This is a genomic window from Streptomyces sp. NPDC026377, assembly GCF_055567715.1.
On record NZ_JBVHPV010000006.1, the window covers coordinates 209704 to 225212 of the forward strand.

The following is a 15509-nucleotide window of genomic DNA, read 5'->3' on the forward strand; positions in this document are numbered from 1 at the left end:
GTCATGACCATGGAGTCCACGGAATCCGCCAAGCCCCGCGCCGCCCGGCCGCCGGACGACTACCTGGAGCGCCGGACCCTGCGCCGCGGCAGCGCCGGCTGGCTGCTGCTGACCGGCCTCGGTGTCGCCTACGTCGTCTCCGGCGACTACTCCGGCTGGAACTTCGGCCTCGCCGAGGGCGGCTTCGGCGGCCTCGCGATCGCGATGGCCCTGATGGGGCTGATGTACGTCTGCATGGTCTTCTCGCTCGCCGAGCTCTCCTCCGTCCTGCCCACGGCGGGCGGCGGCTACGGCTTCGCGCGGCGCGCGCTCGGCCCCTGGGGCGGCTTCCTGACCGGCACGGCCATCCTCATCGAGTACGTCCTCGCCCCCGCCGCCATCTCGATCTTCATCGGTGACTACGTCGAGTCGCTCGGCCTGTTCGGGCTCACCTCGTCCTGGCCCGTCCACCTCGCCTGCTTCGCCCTCTTCATCGGCATCCATCTGTGGGGCGTGGGCGAGGCGCTGCGGTTCAGCTTCGTGGTGACGGGCGTGGCGGTGGCGGCCCTGCTCGTCTTCGCGGTCGGCGCCCTCACCGACTTCGACGCCTCCCGGCTCGACGACATCGCCGTCCACCACGACGCGTTCGGCGCGAACTCCTGGCTGCCGATGGGGGTGATGGGCATCTGGGCGGCGTTCCCCTTCGGCATGTGGTTCTTCCTCGGTGTGGAGGGCGTACCGCTGGCCGCGGAGGAGACCCGCGACCCGGCCCGTACGCTCCCGAAGGCGATCCGCTGGTCCATGGCCGTCCTGGTGGTCCTGGCCCTGCTCACCTTCCTCGCCTCGGCGGGCGCGCGCGGCTCCGCCGCGATCCAGGACGCGGGCAACCCGCTGGTGGAGGCGCTCCAGCCGGACGGAAAGGCCACCGCGCTGAGCCGGATCGTCAACTACGCGGGCCTGGCGGGCCTGGTGGCATCGTTCTTCTCCCTCATCTACGCAGGCTCGCGCCAGCTCTTCGCCCTCTCCCGGGCGGGCTATCTGCCCCGCTTCCTCTCCCTGACCAGCCGCCGCAAGGCGCCCTACCTCGGGCTGCTGGTCCCCGGCGCCATCGCCTTCTCGCTGGCGGCGGCGACCGGGGACGGGGCGCGGATGCTGAACGCCGCGGTCTTCGGCGCCACCGTCTCGTACGCACTGATGTCGCTCTCCCACATCGTGCTGCGCCGCCGCGAACCGGACCTGGCGCGGCCGTACCGTACACCGGGAGGAGCGCTGACCTCCTCGGTCGCGCTGGTCCTCGCGTGTGCGGCGCTGGTGGCCACGTTCCTGGTGGACGTGGTGGCGGCGCTGATCGCGCTCGGGGTGTACGCGGTCGCCATCGGGTACTTCGGCCTCTACAGCCGCAGGCATCTGGTGGCCCGGGCCCCCGAGGAGGAGTTCGCGGCGCTGGCGGCGGCGGAGGCGGAACTGGAGCGCGGGTGAGGGCCGGTCGGCGGGACGAGAGCCGGTGACAGGAGAGGGAGGACGCGGTGGGACGGCCACTGATCGGTGTCAGCACATATCTGGAGGAGTCGGTGCGCTGGGGGGTGTGGAACTGGCCGGCCGCCCTGCTGCCCGCCGCCTATCCGCGCCTGGTCAGGGCCGCGGGCGGCCTCACGGCGATGCTGGCGCCGGACGATCCGGAGTCGGCCGCCGAGGTGGTGGCCCGGCTCGACGGCGTGGTCGTCGCGGGCGGCCCCGACGTGGAGCCGCTGCGGTACGGGGCCGCCCGCGACGCCCGCACCGGGCCGCCCGCTCCGGAGCGGGACGCCTGGGAGAGCGCCCTGATCGGGGCCGCGCTGGCGTCCGGGACCCCGCTGCTCGGCATCTGCCGGGGGATGCAGCTGTTGAACGTGGCGCTCGGGGGCACCCTCGTGCAGCACCTGGACGGGCACACCGGCGGACCCGGCGTCGTCGGGCGCCACACCGTGCGCCCGGTGCCCGGCACGCGCTACGCGGCCATCGAGCCGTACGAGGCGTCCGTGCCGACCTACCACCACCAGGCCGTGGACCGGCTCGCCGAGACGCTGGTGGTGTCGGCGTACGCCGGGGACGGGACCGTCGAGGCGGTCGAGCTCCCGGGCGAAGCCTGGGTCCTTGGCGTGCAGTGGCACCCCGAGCTGGGCGAGGACACCAAGGTGATGGAGGCGCTGGTGGCGGCGGCGCGGGCGCGCACGCCGGTGAGGGCCTACTGAGCCGGGCCCGGCCCCGACCGCGTCAGTGACAGCAGGTCGCGGGCGGGTCCCGTGGGGCGGTGGGCGGTGCGCCAGACCGCGCGCAGATCGCGGCGGAGCCGCAGCCCCTCCAGGGGGATCCGGACCAGGCGGCGGGCCGCCAGCTCCTCCCCCAGGGCGAGTTCGCTCAGCACCGAGGGCCCCGCGCCGCTCACCACCGCCGCCTTCACGGCCGTGGTGGAGGCGAGCTCCAGGAGCGGCCGGGCCACCCCGCCCACGTCCGCCAGGGCCGCGTCCAGGACCTGCCGGGTGCCCGAGCCCTCCTCGCGCAGGATCAGTGGGGTCGCGGCCAGCTCGGCCGCTCCCAGCGGGGCGCGGCGCCGGGCCCAGGGGTGGGCGGGGGCGGTGACCACCACCAGGCGGTCGTGCCCGATCACGGCCCCGTCGAGTCCGGAGGGCACGGCCAGGCCCTCCACGAATCCGAGGTCGGCCTCGTCGGCCAGCAGCCGTTCGGCCACGAACGCCGAGTTACCGGCGAGCAGCGAGACGGCCGTGCCGGGGCGCCCGCCGCGCAGCGCGATCAGCCAGCCCGGCAGCAGATACTCGGCGATGGTCATGCTGGCGGCGACCCGCAGCCGCGAGTCGCGCCGCCCGCGCAGCGCCTGGGCGCCCGCGTCGAACGCCTCGGCCGCCTCCACCACCCGCCGGGCCCAGTCGGTCACCAGCGCGCCCTCGGCGGTCAGCCGGGAGCCGCGCGGCGAGCGGTCGACGAGGGCGACGCCGAGATGGCGCTCCATCGAGCGGATGCGGCTGCTCGCGGCGGGCTGGGTGATCCCCAGGTCGCGTGCGGCGCGCCCGAGGCTGCCGTGCCGGGCGACCGCGATCAGCAGCTCCATCGCGCCCAGGTCGGGCACCCGCCGGGACAGCGGACCGGCGTCCTCCGCACTGCTCATACTCATAAAGCCAGCTTATGTCCCCATAGCGGGACCGGGTCTGGTGGCCCCCGCCCACCGCCGCGAAGGTGGGCACATGGCCCTCCTCACCCAGCCCCGCCCCCCGGCGCCCACCACGCGCCGCGCGCCCCTGCGCCACCTCGGTCCGAACTGGTACGCCGTGGTGATGGGCACCGCGATCGTCGCGGGCGCGGGGGCGGGGCTGCCGTTCCGGGTGCCCGGGCTCACGGTGGTGTGGGCCCTGTCCCTGGCCATGCTCGCCGTCCTCGTCGCGGCCCGCGCCGCCCACTGGCGCCACCACCGCGACCAGGCCCGCGCCCACCTCCTGGATCCGGCCGTCGCCCCCTTCTACGGCTGTATGTCGATGGCGTTCCTGGCCGTCGGCATCGGCGCCCTGACCGTCGGGAAGGACCTGATCGGCGAGGGCGCCGCGGTCCCGCTGGCCTGGGCGCTGTACGCGATCGGCACCGCCACCGGCCTCGCCGTCGCCGTGGGCGTCCCGTATCTGATGGTGGCGCGCCACCGCCTCGCCCCCGGCGCCGCCTCCCCGGTCTGGCTGCTGCCCGTGGTGGCCCCCATGGTCTCCGCGACCCTGGGCGCGCCGCTCGTCCCCCACCTGCCGGCCGGACAGCCCCGTGAGGCGATGCTGCTCGGCTCGTACGCGCTGTTCGGCATGAGCCTGCTGGCCGTCCTCGTCCTGCTGCCGGTGGTCTTCGCCCGGCTTCTCCACGAGGGCCCGCTGCCCCTGGTCCTGACCCCGGCGTTGTTCCTGGTGCTCGGGCCGCTCGGCCAGTCCACCACCGCCGTCAACAAGCTCGCCGACGTGGCCCCGGGCGCGGTCCACGCCCCCTACGCGGGCGCTCTGGGCGCCTTCGCCGTCGTCTACGGGGTGCCTGTGATGGGCTTCGCCCTGCTGTGGCTCGCCCTGGCGGCGGCCATGGTGGTGCGCGCGGCCCGGTCCGGGATGCCCTTCGCGATGACCTGGTGGGCGTTCACCTTCCCCGTCGGCACCTGCGTCACCGGCGCCCAGGGCCTGGCCCACCGCACCGGCCTGACCGCGTTCACCTGGCTCGCCTGCGGTCTGTACGCGCTGCTGGTCGCGGCATGGCTGGCGGCGGGCGCGCACACCGTACGCGGCCTGCTCAGCGGACGGCTGCTCGCAGCGCCCCGCTGAGCGCGCCCGGCGCGGCCGCGAGCGACGGGCCGTACCAGGTGAGCAGGCGGCCGTCGACCAGGGCGGCCGGAAGGCCGTCGAACGCCTCCGGGCCGTCGTCGGCGGTGAAGCGGTAGGGCTCGTCGGGGAGGACCACCAGGTCGGCCCCGGCGGCCCGCAGCTCGTCCAGGGGGATGCGCGGATACCGCTCGGCGTGCTCCGCGTACGCGTTGCGCACCCCGAGCCGCGCCAGCAGGTCGCCCGCGAAGGTGTCGCGGCCCAGCACCATCCAGGGGCGCCGCCACACCGGCACCACGGCGGTGACCGGCTCGGGCGGGCGCACCACCCGCTGCCAGGCCTCGCGCGCCTCCTCGAGCCAGCGGGGCCGGGGCAGCCCGCAGGCGTCCACCAGGACCCGGTGCAGCTCGGCGAACGCCTGGTCCAGGTCGCGGACCTCGGTGACCAGGACCTCCAGGCCCGCCGCGCGCAGCGCGTCCAGGTCGGGCCGCCGGTTCTCCTCCTCGTTGGCGATCACCAGATCGGGGCGCAGCACCGCGATGGCGTCCGTGTCGGGGTTCTTGGTGCCGCCGATCCGGGCCGCGGCGAGGCCGGGCGGGTGGGTGCACCAGTCGGTGGCGCCGACCACCAGGCCCGGGGCCGTGACCTCGACCGCCTCGGTGAGCGAGGGCACCAGCGAGACCACCCGGGGGCCTGCCGCGCGGCGGACCATCAGTGGCGGGTCTCCTCGATCGCCTCGATGTGGTCGGCGACGGCCACGAGCAGGATGCGGGTGCCGGGCACGGCCGCGCGCCAGCGGTGGCGGACCCCGCCGGACAGGCACAGGGTGTCGCCGCGCTCCAGGCGGTAGGCCCGCCCCTCCGCCTCGACCTCGACGGCACCGTCGGCCACGTACATCAGCTCGTCGTTGCGGTGCTGGAACTCGCGCGCGGTGTCGTGCTCGCCGGTGAACTCCATCGCGTGCAGCTGGTGGTGGCCGCGCAGGAGCTGGCGGACCCCGCCGCCGCCCCCGTCGTCGGCGCGGGCGACCTCGACCGTACGCGCGGTGTCGGCGGCGTCGTACAGCTCGGGCACGGTGGTGCCCAGGGCGTCGGCCACGCGCGCCAGCGAGCGGGCGCTGGGGCGGGCGCGCTCGTTCTCGATCTGGCTCAGGAAGGGCACCGAGAGCCCGCTGCGCTGCGCGACCGCGGCGAGCGTCATCCCCAGCTCGCGCCGCAGCCGCCGCACCGCGACTCCCACCCGAAGAGTTTCCTTGTCGTCCATCTCTCCGGCTCCCTCCCCGTCACCTGGTCCACTCCGGCCGCCGCACTGTCTGCACCCTACGCAGCTTCGGCGCCCCGGGGCACCATCACGCGGAAGAAGAGTGTCCGCACGGCGCGCTGGACCCAGGCATGCGGACGGGGCCCCGCCGGTGTCCGGCGGGGCCCCGCTTCCCGCGCGGACGGACACGTACCTTCGCCCGTCCGCCCGTCCGTGCGCCGGTGGCTACGAGCCGACCGGCGTCCACTTGTCCGCGAGGCCGGGGTTGTCGTCGAGCCAGGCGCGGACCGCCTCCTGTTCCTTGCCCTTGCCAGTGGACTGGATCTTGGCTTCGAGACCGGTGAGCTGCTTCTCGGTCATCTTGAAGCCCTTCAGCCAGGCGCCGACCTTCGGGTTGTCGCCCGCGAAGCCCTTGCGGGCCAGGGTGTGCACCCCGTCGCCCTTGCCCCAGGTGCCCTTGGGGTCCTTGAGCTTCTTGAGGTCGTACGTGCTGTACGCCCAGTGCGGCGACCAGAGCGTCACGGCGATCGGCTCCTTCTTGGCGTACGCGCGCTTGAGCTCGGCCAGCATCGAGGGCGTGGAGCCGTCGACGACCTTGTACTCGCCGTCCAGGCCGTACTCCTTCAGGACCTTGTCCTTGAGCAGGCCCATCATCCCGGCGCTCGGCTCGATGCCGATGATGCGGCCCTTGAACTGGCCGGACTTGCCCCTGAGGTCCTCCAGCGAGTCGACGCCCTTCATATAGGAGGGCACGCTCAGCTCCAGCGAGGTCGGGCCGTACCAGGCGCCGAGGTCCTCCAGCTTGTCGTGGTACTTCTGCCAGTACGTGGCGTGGGTGACCGGGAGCCAGGAGTCGGTCTCGAAGTCGATCTGGCCTCCGGCCATACCGGTGTAGAGCGCGCCCGCCTCGTACTGCTTGGTGTCGACCTTGTAGCCGCGCCGCTCCAGGAGCTCCTTCCACAGGAAGGTGGAGGCGATGCCCTCGTCCCAGGGGATGTAGCCGAGCGAGACCTTCTTGCCCTTGCCGACGTTCTCGGCGCCGGAGGCGGTGGCCGTGGTGGAGGAGCCGAACATGCCCATGCCGCCGGCCACCAGCGCGAGGACGACCACACCGACGACCGCGACGGCGGGCTGCGGGCGGTGGTTCCACACCTTGGCGCCGGAGGACTTGGCCCGGGCCAGCGCCCGGCGGCCGACCGGCGAGACCTGGCGGCCCAGCGCGCCGGTCATCCGGTCGAGGTACATGGCGAGGATGACGATGGAGATGCCCGCCTCGAAGCCCAGGCCGATGTCGACGTTGCCGATGGCGCGGTAGACCGCGCCGCCGAGGCCGCCGCCGCCGACCATGCCCGCGATGACGACCATGGACAGGCCCAGCATGATGACCTGGTTGACGCCCGCCATGATGGTGGGCAGCGCCAGCGGGAGCTGGACGCGGAGCAGGGTGTTGCGCGGGGTGGTGCCGAACGCCTCGGCCGCCTCGACGAGTTCGGGGTCGACCTGGCGGATGCCGAGTTCCGTCATCCGCACGCCCGGGGGCAGCGAGAAGACGATGGTGGCGATGATGCCGGGGACCACGCCGACGCCGAAGAAGATGATGCCGGGGATCAGATAGACCATGGCGGGCATGGTCTGCATGAAGTCCAGGACGGGGCGGCTGATCGCGCTCACGGCCTTGGACCGGGACGACCAGATGCCGAGCGGCACCGCGAGGACCAGCGTGACGACGGTCGCCACGAGGACCAGCGACAGCGTCGACATCGCCTCGTCCCACAGCTCGATCGAGTCCACCAGCGCGAACCCGCCGAAGGCGAGCACACCCGCGACCAGACCGCGCAGCCACCAGGCGACGACGGCGAGGATGCCCGCGAAGAGCAGCGGGTGCGGCGCGGACAGCACGGCGTCGATGCCGTCGTACATGCCGTTGACGACCTTGGTGATGGCGTCGAACAGCCAGGAGAGGTGGCTCTGGAGGAAGGTGACGGCGCTGTCCACCCACTCGCCGAGAGGAAGCCTAGGCATGGGCCACCTCCTGCGCCGAGCAGGCGACCGGCCCGCGCTGGTCGTCCCCGAGGAAGGCGATCAGCCGCTCCTGCGGTACGACGCCGAGCAGCACCCCGTCGCCGTCCTTGACGGCCACGGGGTGCGGCACGCGCGCGGCGACCGCGCACAGGTCCGCGACGCTGGTGTCGGCGGTGACGGTCTCGCAGTCGCAGTCCCCGGCGTCGGGCCGGTGCGGCTCGGTCATCACGGACAGGGCGGTGAGTACCCGCGAGCGGTCGACGTCCTGGATGAAGGAGGCGACGTAGTCGTTGGCGGGGGTGAGGAGGATGTCCTCGGCGCTGCCGAGCTGGACGATCCGCCCGTCGCGCATGACGGCGATGGAGTCGCCGAGCCGCATGGCCTCGTTGAGGTCGTGGGTGATGAACACGATGGTCTTCTTCAGGCGCTTCTGCAGGACCAGGAGCTGGTCCTGCATGTCGCGCCGGATCAGCGGGTCGAGCGCGCTGAAGGACTCGTCCATGAGGAGCAGGTCGGCGTCGGTGGCGAGCGCGCGGGCCAGGCCCACGCGCTGCTGCATACCGCCGGAGAGCTCGTCGGGCCAGGAGTCGCCCCAGCCCGCGAGGCCGGTGAGCTCCAGGGCCTCGGCGGCGCGCTTCTCGCGCTCGGCGCGCGGCACGCCCTGGACCTCCAGGCCGTACGCGGCGTTCTCCAGGACACTGCGGTGCGGGAAGAGCGCGAAGTGCTGGAACACCATGCTGATCTTGGTGGAGCGGACGGCGCGGAGCTCGCGCGGGCTCAGGCCGGTCAGGTCCTGCCCGTCGTAGAGCACCCGGCCCGAGGTGGGCTCCAGGAGCCCGTTGAGCATCCGCAGCAGCGTGGACTTCCCGGACCCGGAGAGCCCCATGACGACGAAGATCTGGCCGGGCTCGACCGTGAACGACGCGTCGATGACCGCCGCGGTCGTCCCGTCGGCCCTGAGCTCGTCACGGTCGGCTCCGGCCCGGAGCCTGCGCACCGCGTCGTCGGGTCGTCGCCCGAACACCTTGTAGAGCTGCTCGGCTTGCAGCGTGGACACATCTACCTCACGGATAGGACGGAGAACGGCCCGCCTCCCCCGCCGGCGGGCCGTGGAGCGGCGCGGAATCGGTCCGTCGCCCTGTGCATGCGGTGCCGTATTCGTGGTAACCGATACGAGGGTCCGCTCCGGCGCCGCACCTTCCCACCCTTAACCGGAGCAAACGGAAAGGTGACCCACCTCACTGGCCTGCCCGCGAACGGTCCGCGGCTGTCAGTGGGCTGCGGCATCATCGGGGTGTGACGCGACGCCTGATGCTCCTCGACACCGCCTCCCTGTACTTCCGCGCCTATTTCGGGGTCCCCGACTCGGTCCGGGCCCCGGACGGCACCCCGGTCAACGCCGTACGCGGCCTGCTCGACTTCATCACCCGCCTGGTCCAGGACCACCACCCGCAGGATCTGGTGGCGTGCATGGACGCGGACTGGCGCCCCCAGTGGCGGGTCGAGCTGATCCCCTCGTACAAGGCGCACCGGGTGGCCGCGGAGACGGCCGACGGCGTCCCGGACGAGGAGGAGGTCCCGGACACGCTGGCCCCCCAGGTCCCGGTGATCGAGGCGGTCCTTGACGCGCTGGGCATCGCCCGGGTCGGCGTCGCCGGGTTCGAGGCGGACGACGTGATCGGTACCCTGGCCGCGGCGGCGCCCGGCCCGGTGGACATCGTCACGGGCGACCGCGACCTGTTCCAGCTGGTCGACGACAAGCGCGGCGTGCGGGTCCTCTACCCGCGCAAGGGCGTGGGCGACTGCGACGTGGTGGACGAGGCCCTGATCCGTACGAAGTACGGGGTGCGGGCCGATCAGTACGCGGACTTCGCGGCCCTGCGCGGCGACGCCAGCGACGGCCTGCCGGGCGTCAAGGGCATCGGCGAGAAGACGGCCGCCCAGCTGATCACGGAGTACGGCGACCTGGCCGGGGTGCGCGCGGCGGCCGTGGACCGCACCTCCCGCCTCACCCCCGCCAAGCGCCGGGGCATCGTCGAGGCCGCCGCCTATCTGGACGTGGCGCCGAAGGTGGTGCGGGTCGCGCTCGACGTGCCGCTGCCCGCGTTCGAGGCGGCGCTGCCGGCTGAGGCGCTGCATCCGGAGACGGTGGACGAGCTGGCGCGCGCCTGGGGGCTGGGGAGCTCGCTGACGCGGCTGCTCACGACGCTGGGGCGCTGAGCGGAAGGGGGACCGCCGAGGGGTGATCCCCACGGGCCGGGGTGCTAACTTAGGCAAACCTAAGAAGAGCAGACGGTTCGGCGTGCCGGCCAGACGGGCCGGCACACATCAGGGGAGAACACCGTGGCAGAACGACCGGCCCGCAAGGGGCCCCGGGCCCATGAGACGCGTGTGGTCCGCACCGAGTGGATCACCGAGCACATGGTCCGGCTGGTCCTGGGGGGCGCTGCGGCGAGCGGCTTCACCCTCGACGGCTGCACCGACCACTACGTGAAGCTGCTCTTCCCCCGGCCCGGGGTGGTCTACCCCGAGCCGTTCGACCTGGAGCGGGTGCGCGCCGAACTCCCGCGCGACCAGTGGCCGAGCAACCGGACGTACACGGTCCGGGCCTGGGACGCGGAGCGGGACGAGCTGAGCATCGACTTCGTGGTACACGGGGACGAGGGTTTGGCCGGCCCCTGGGCCGCCCGCGCCCAGGTGGGCGACGTCCTCCGCTTCTCCGGCCCCGGCGGCGGGTACGCCCCGGACCCGGCCGCTGACTGGCACCTCCTCGCGGGCGACGAGAGCGCCCTCCCGGCCATCGCCGCGTCCCTGGAGGCGATGCCCGACGGCGCGCTCGTCCACGCCTTCGTGGAGGTCCCCGGCCCCGAGGAGGAGCAGAAGATCCTCGCGCCCGAGGGGGTCCGGGTGACCTGGCTGCACCGCGGTGACGCCCCGGTGGGCGAGCCGCTGATCGCGGCGGTACGGGAGCTGGTCTTCCCCGAGGGCGAGGTCCACGCCTTCGTCCACGGCGAGGCGGGCTTCGTGAAGGAGCTCCGCCGCCATCTGCGCCTGGAGCGCGAGATCCCCCGCGAGCGCCTCTCCATCTCCGGCTACTGGCGCCTGGGCCAGAGCGATGAGGCCTGGCGGGCGGTCAAGCGGGAGTGGAACGAGCAGGTGGAGCGGGAACAGGAAACCCGGGACGCATAGCCCCGGCACCCCCTGCGCCCCTCCCCCCTGGGCCCCGCCCCGGCCCGTGCTGTGCCTGCGGCCCCGCTGGGGCTCGGCCCCGGCCCGCGTGTGTCTGCAAGACCGTGGCGGGTTGCTCGCGCGGTTCCCCGCGCCCCTAGGTACTCAGGGGCGCGGGGAACCGCGCGAGCAACCCAAACAGACCCGCAGCCGAACTCCGGCCCCGCAAGGGGCGCGGGAAACTGCGCGACCAGCCCCCACCGAGCCCGCAGACACACACGCCCCCGGGAGGACCCCCCGCCCCCCGGTGGGCTCACCCCACTGAGCTGTACGCCACCACGCCCCTCAGCAGCGCGTCCACCGCCTTGCGGGCGTTCTTCGCCACCGTGCTGCCCGCCGCGGTGCCGGGAGAGGCCGCGGCGATCTGGCCGAGCACGTCGATGACCTGCTTGCACCAGCGCACGAAGTCACCCGCGGGCATCTCCGCCTCGCGCAGCACCTCGTCCAGACCCTGGCCGGAGGCCCACTGGAAGGCCGCCCAGGCGAAGCCGAGGTCGGGCTCGCGCTGGCCGACACCCTCCGCCTGGTTGATCTTGTGGGACTCCTCCAGCGCGTCGAGCCGGCCCCAGATCCGCACCATCTCGCCGAGCGCCGCCTTGGCCGCGCCCGAGGGCAGCTTCGGAGCCACCGCGTCGTCGGCCTGGCGGGCCTCGAAGACCAGCGCCGAGACGCACGCGGCCAGCTCGGCGGGGCTGAGCCCTTCCCAGACGCCCGCGCGCAGGCACTCACTGGCCAGCAGGTCCAGCTCACCGTAGAGCCGGGCGAGACGGCGGCCGTGCTCGGTGACCTCGTCGGCGCGCAGATAGTCCAGCTCGGTCAGGAGCGACACGATCCGGTCGAAGGTGCGGGCGATGGTGTTGGTCCGCCCCTCGATGCGCTTCTCCAGCTGCCGGGTGTCGCGCTGGAGCCGGTGGTACCGCTCGGCCCAGCGCGCGTGGTCCTCGCGCTCGTCGCAGCCATGGCAGGGGTGGGCGCGCAGCTCGGCGCGCAGCCGCGCGATCTCGCGGTCGTCGGCCGCCTCGGAACGGTCCTTGCGGTGGCGCTCGGGCACGATGTGGCCCGCCTTGGTGCGCAGCGCGGAGGCGAGGTCGCGGCGGGACTGCGGCGAGCGCGGGTTGAAGGACTTGGGGACCCTCATCCGCTCGATCGCCTCCACCGGCACCGGGAAGTCGATCGCGGCGAGCCGCTTGACCTGCCGCTCGGCGGTCAGCACCAGCGGGCGCGGCCCGTCGTGCGCATCGAAGCCGCGGTGGCCGTTGGAGCGCCCGGCCGGGATGCCCGGGTCGAGCACCAGCGCGAGCCCGGCGAACTTGCCCGTCGGCACATGGATCACATCACCGGGCTTGAGCCGCTCCAGGGAGGCGGCGGCCGCGGCCCGGCGCTGGCTGGCGCCCTGCTTGGCGAGCTCCGTCTCGCGGTCCTTGAGGTCGCGGCGCAGCCGCGCGTACTCCTCGAAGTTCCCGAGGTGGCAGCTCATGCCCTCCTTGTAGCCCTCCAGGCCCTCCTCGTTGCGCTGCACCTGGCGGGAGATGCCGACGACGGACTTGTCCGCCTGGAACTGCGCGAAGGAGGTCTCCAGGAGCTCGCGCGAGCGGTGCCGGCCGAACTGCTCGACCAGGTTCACCGCCATGTTGTACGACGGGCGGAAGCTGGAGCGCAGCGGATACGTCCGGGTGCCGGCCAGCCCCGCGAGCGCGCCCGGGTCCATGCCGCGCTGCCAGAGCACCACCGCGTGGCCCTCGACGTCGATGCCGCGGCGCCCGGCGCGACCGGTCAGCTGGGTGTACTCACCGGGGGTGATGTCGGCGTGCTGTTCGCCGTTCCACTTCACCAGCTTCTCCAGGATCACCGTCCTGGCGGGCATGTTGATGCCCAGGGCGAGCGTCTCGGTGGCGAAGACGGCCTTCACCAGACCGCGGACGAAGAGCTCCTCCACGACCTCCTTGAAGGTCGGCAGCATGCCCGCGTGGTGGGCCGCGATGCCCCGCTCCAGGCCCTCCAGCCACTCGTAGTACCCCAGGACGTTGAGGTCCTCGCCGGGGATGGAGGCGGTGCGCTCCTCGACGATCTCGCGCACCCGCCGGCGCGCGTCCTCGTCGTTGAGACGCAGGCCCGCGTACATGCACTGCTGGACGGCGGCCTCGCAGGCGGCGCGGCTGAAGATGAAGGTGATGGCGGGCAACAGGCCCTCGGCGTCCAGCCGTTCGATGACCTCGGGGCGGCTGGGCGTCCAGATCCGGGAGCGCTGGCGCCGCTCGCGCTCGCGGTCGGCCTCGCGGACCATCTTGCCGCGCCTGCGGTCGCGCGGGTTGTACGTCTTCTGGTTCTCCATCCGGGCCATGCGCAGCAGGTCCGGGTTGACCTCGCGCCGGGCGCCGCCGCGGCCGCCGTGGTCGGTGGACTCCTCGAAGAGGTCGTACATCCGCCGGCCGGCCAGCACGTGCTGCCAGAGCGGGACCGGGCGCTCCTCGGAGACGATCACCTCGGTGTCGCCGCGCACGGTGTCCAGCCAGTCGCCGAACTCCTCCGCGTTGGACACGGTCGCGGACAGCGACACCAGGGTCACCGACTCGGGAAGGTGGATGATCACCTCTTCCCAGACGGCGCCCCGGAAGCGGTCGGAGAGGTAGTGCACCTCGTCCATGACCACATAGCCCAGGCCCCGCAGCGACTGGGAGCCCGCGTAGAGCATGTTGCGGAGCACCTCGGTGGTCATCACGACCACCGGCGCCTCGGAGTTGACGCTGTTGTCGCCGGTGAGCAGGCCGACCTTGTCCGCGCCGTAGCGTCTGACCAGGTCGGCGTACTTCTGGTTGGAGAGCGCCTTGATCGGCGTGGTGTAGAAGCACTTGCGGCCCTGCTGGAGGGCGAGGTGCACGGCGAACTCGCCGACGATGGTCTTGCCGGAGCCGGTCGGGGCGGCCACGAGCACACCCTTGCCGGTCTCCAGGGCGCGGCACGCCTCGATCTGGAACGGGTCCAGATCGAACTCGTACAGATCGCGGAAGGGTGCGAGCGCGGTCGCCTGCTCGGCGGCGCGGAGCCGGGCAGCTGCGTACGCTTCGGCTGGTGAGAGGTCCTCTGTCATCTTGTCTTCGAGCCTACCCGGCGCCTGTGACAGAGGTCGCGATCTTTATGGGACCGGGGCCCCGGAGGGAGCGCGCGGGGGTCCGGAACGCGCAAGCGGCCGGGTGCGCGCCGTGCGCGCCCCGGCCGCCGCGCGGCAAGGCCGTCAGGTGACGTCGTCGTACCCGTTGACCCGGCTGCCGGAGCGGTGGGCGTCCGCCTGCTCGGGCAGGGACGGGGCCGCGACCGGCTCGATGCCGCCGATGTCGGAGGGGGTGAGGTCGAGGTCGGAGGCCTCGTCGTCGGCGGGTCCTGCCGCGGCGCGCTCGCGGCGGCGCTTGTCGTTGAGGAACGAGATGCCGACGGCGATGAAGTACAGCAGCACGATCGGGGTCGCCAGCGAGAGCATCGACACGGGGTCGACGGTCGGCGTCGCGAAGGCCGCGAAGACCGTGACGCCCATGATCATGCCGCGCCACCAGCCGAGCATCCGACGACCGGTGAGCACCCCGCCGAAGTTCAGCATGATCAGGAGGAGCGGCAGCTCGAAGGAGAGGCCGAAGACGACGATCATCCGCAGGGTGAGGTCGATGAGCTCGTTCAGCGGAAGCAGGTTCAGCGTGCCCTCGGGAGTGAAGTCCAGGAGCACCTTCGCCGCCGCGGGCAGGACGTGGTACGAGAACCAGCCGCCGGCGAGGAAGAGGGGGAAGCCCGCCGCGACGAAGCCCAGCGAGTACTTCTTCTCGTTCTTGTGCAGGCCGGGGGCGACGAACGCCCAGAGCTGGTAGAGCCAGACCGGACTGGCCCCGACGACGCCCGCCACCAGGGACGTCTTGATCATCAGCGTGAACGGCGACATCAGGCCGGACATCGTGACGTTGCCGCAGGGATCGTCGCTGTCCTTCTTGGCCAGCGTCTGCAACGTGTCCGGGCAGCCGACCGACTCCCTGACCGGCTTGATGATCAGGTCGACGATGTCCTTGTAGTAGAACGCCGCCACCACGGCGCAGACCAGGATCGCGAGAACCGCCTTGGCGAGCCGGTTGCGCAGCTCACGGAGATGGTCCGAGAGGGGCATCCGCCCCTCCGGGTCCTTCTGCTGTTTGCGGGCAGACTTCAGCAACCCACGTCCTCATCTCGTGCGGCAGGGCACCTTGGTGATCAGCGCCTGCTTCGGCCCAGGTGTCAGCGGGTGGAGTCGGTCGGCTCGGTCACGGGACGCGAGCTGCTGACGTCGCCGGGGGCCGACTGGATCGTGCGCTGGACCGGCGGCTGCTCGCCCGGGTGCGGCGGGTCGGCGGGGGCGGTCTGCTGGCCGTCGGACTTCATGGCCTTCGCCTCGCTCTTGAGGATGCGCGCGGACTTGCCGAGCGAGCGCGCCATGTCCGGAAGCTTCTTCGCGCCGAACAGCAGGACGATGACGACGAGGATGAGAATGATCTCGGGGGCTCCGAGCCTTCCGAACATAAGCTTTTACCTTCTCACCGAGGCGACGTGGGTGGGGCTGCGGGGTCCCGGTCGGACTGGTGTCCGACCGGTTGCGTGCAGCGATCGTAACGCGCAGGGGTGAACGCCGGGCAATCCCCGTGCGTCCTCCCCGGCACGGCCCACTGCCTCGCT

General features: G+C 72.8%; 13 protein-coding genes. 5 read left to right on the forward strand and 8 right to left on the reverse strand.

The genetic code is table 11. The features are described 5' to 3' along the window. The first annotated feature begins 3 nt into the window (after nucleotides 1-3). Entirely contained in the window at nucleotides 4-1458 is a 1455-nt protein-coding gene (eat, locus tag ACZ4MU_RS15565; RefSeq protein WP_467875965.1) for an ethanolamine permease, read from the forward strand. Nucleotides 1459-1505: 47 nt separating this feature from the next. Then, the gene (locus ACZ4MU_RS15570; RefSeq protein WP_467875968.1) at nucleotides 1506-2210 is read left to right on the forward strand and encodes a gamma-glutamyl-gamma-aminobutyrate hydrolase family protein; all 705 of its coding nucleotides are present in this window, start codon (nucleotides 1506-1508) and stop codon (nucleotides 2208-2210) included. Here ACZ4MU_RS15570 and ACZ4MU_RS15575 read toward each other — a convergent pair. After that, the gene (locus ACZ4MU_RS15575) at nucleotides 2204-3148 is read right to left on the reverse strand and encodes a LysR family transcriptional regulator (protein WP_467875970.1); all 945 of its coding nucleotides are present in this window, start codon (nucleotides 3146-3148) and stop codon (nucleotides 2204-2206) included. The two genes, ACZ4MU_RS15570 and ACZ4MU_RS15575, sit on opposite strands and share 7 nt — an antisense overlap. 70 nt (nucleotides 3149-3218) lie before the next feature. Here ACZ4MU_RS15575 and ACZ4MU_RS15580 point away from each other — a divergent pair, with 70 nt between their 5' ends. Beyond that, nucleotides 3219-4316, forward strand: a complete 1098-nt coding sequence (locus tag ACZ4MU_RS15580) for a TDT family transporter (RefSeq protein WP_467875973.1) — start codon at nucleotides 3219-3221, stop codon at nucleotides 4314-4316. Here ACZ4MU_RS15580 and ACZ4MU_RS15585 read toward each other — a convergent pair. From ACZ4MU_RS15585 to ACZ4MU_RS15600, 4 genes are all read right to left on the reverse strand, one after another. Next, nucleotides 4285-5025, reverse strand: a complete 741-nt coding sequence (locus ACZ4MU_RS15585; protein ID WP_467875976.1) for a helical backbone metal receptor — start codon at nucleotides 5023-5025, stop codon at nucleotides 4285-4287. The genes ACZ4MU_RS15580 and ACZ4MU_RS15585 overlap by 32 nt on opposite strands. Continuing rightward, entirely contained in the window at nucleotides 5025-5576 is a 552-nt protein-coding gene (locus tag ACZ4MU_RS15590; RefSeq protein WP_467875979.1) for a helix-turn-helix domain-containing protein, read from the reverse strand. The genes ACZ4MU_RS15585 and ACZ4MU_RS15590 overlap by 1 nt, the downstream gene beginning before the upstream one ends. A gap of 222 nt (nucleotides 5577-5798) precedes the next feature. Next, complete coding sequence (locus ACZ4MU_RS15595; RefSeq protein WP_467875981.1) at nucleotides 5799-7595, reverse strand: ABC transporter permease/substrate binding protein; 1797 nt, start codon at nucleotides 7593-7595, stop codon at nucleotides 5799-5801. Continuing rightward, nucleotides 7588-8652: a quaternary amine ABC transporter ATP-binding protein gene (locus ACZ4MU_RS15600; RefSeq protein ID WP_467875983.1), complete on the reverse strand. Its 1065-nt coding sequence runs from the start codon at nucleotides 8650-8652 to the stop codon at nucleotides 7588-7590. The genes ACZ4MU_RS15595 and ACZ4MU_RS15600 overlap by 8 nt, the downstream gene beginning before the upstream one ends. Before the next feature lie 254 nt (nucleotides 8653-8906). Here ACZ4MU_RS15600 and ACZ4MU_RS15605 point away from each other — a divergent pair, with 254 nt between their 5' ends. Both ACZ4MU_RS15605 and ACZ4MU_RS15610 read left to right on the forward strand, forming a co-directional pair. Continuing rightward, nucleotides 8907-9815, forward strand: coding sequence for a 5'-3' exonuclease (locus ACZ4MU_RS15605; protein ID WP_467876363.1), 909 nt, complete (start codon nucleotides 8907-8909; stop codon nucleotides 9813-9815). Nucleotides 9816-9938: 123 nt separating this feature from the next. Beyond that, entirely contained in the window at nucleotides 9939-10784 is an 846-nt protein-coding gene (locus ACZ4MU_RS15610; RefSeq protein WP_467875985.1) for a siderophore-interacting protein, read from the forward strand. Between the two features lie 292 nt (nucleotides 10785-11076). On the opposite strand, the gene ACZ4MU_RS15615 is transcribed toward ACZ4MU_RS15610, so the two are convergent. The 3 genes from ACZ4MU_RS15615 to tatA form a co-directional block, all read right to left on the reverse strand. Next, on the reverse strand, nucleotides 11077-13911 hold the full coding sequence (locus tag ACZ4MU_RS15615) for a DEAD/DEAH box helicase (protein WP_467875988.1): 2835 nt from the start codon (nucleotides 13909-13911) through the stop codon (nucleotides 11077-11079). Nucleotides 13912-14055: 144 nt separating this feature from the next. Then, the gene (gene tatC, locus ACZ4MU_RS15620; RefSeq protein ID WP_467875990.1) at nucleotides 14056-15012 is read right to left on the reverse strand and encodes a twin-arginine translocase subunit TatC; all 957 of its coding nucleotides are present in this window, start codon (nucleotides 15010-15012) and stop codon (nucleotides 14056-14058) included. 62 nt (nucleotides 15013-15074) lie between these two features. Then, nucleotides 15075-15356 (reverse strand): Sec-independent protein translocase subunit TatA, encoded by a 282-nt coding sequence (gene tatA, locus ACZ4MU_RS15625; RefSeq protein WP_467875993.1) that lies wholly within the window; start codon nucleotides 15354-15356, stop codon nucleotides 15075-15077. Nucleotides 15357-15509 lie beyond the last annotated feature (153 nt).

What these genes read in the sequence shown, in the direction of transcription:
- ACZ4MU_RS15575 (WP_467875970.1), bottom strand. Translation starts at nt 3,148, where the DNA reads ATGAGTATGAGCAGTGCGGAGGACGCCGGTCCGCTGTCCCGGCGGGTG.
- ACZ4MU_RS15580 (WP_467875973.1), top strand. Translation starts at nt 3,219, where the DNA reads ATGGCCCTCCTCACCCAGCCCCGCCCCCCGGCGCCCACCACGCGCCGC.
- ACZ4MU_RS15590 (WP_467875979.1), bottom strand. Translation starts at nt 5,576, where the DNA reads ATGGACGACAAGGAAACTCTTCGGGTGGGAGTCGCGGTGCGGCGGCTG.
- tatA (WP_467875993.1), bottom strand. Translation starts at nt 15,356, where the DNA reads ATGTTCGGAAGGCTCGGAGCCCCCGAGATCATTCTCATCCTCGTCGTC.
- ACZ4MU_RS15585 (WP_467875976.1), bottom strand. Translation starts at nt 5,025, where the DNA reads ATGGTCCGCCGCGCGGCAGGCCCCCGGGTGGTCTCGCTGGTGCCCTCG.
- ACZ4MU_RS15605 (WP_467876363.1), top strand. Translation starts at nt 8,907, where the DNA reads ATGCTCCTCGACACCGCCTCCCTGTACTTCCGCGCCTATTTCGGGGTC.
- ACZ4MU_RS15615 (WP_467875988.1), bottom strand. Translation starts at nt 13,911, where the DNA reads ATGACAGAGGACCTCTCACCAGCCGAAGCGTACGCAGCTGCCCGGCTC.
- eat (WP_467875965.1), top strand. Translation starts at nt 4, where the DNA reads ATGACCATGGAGTCCACGGAATCCGCCAAGCCCCGCGCCGCCCGGCCG.
- ACZ4MU_RS15595 (WP_467875981.1), bottom strand. Translation starts at nt 7,595, where the DNA reads ATGCCTAGGCTTCCTCTCGGCGAGTGGGTGGACAGCGCCGTCACCTTC.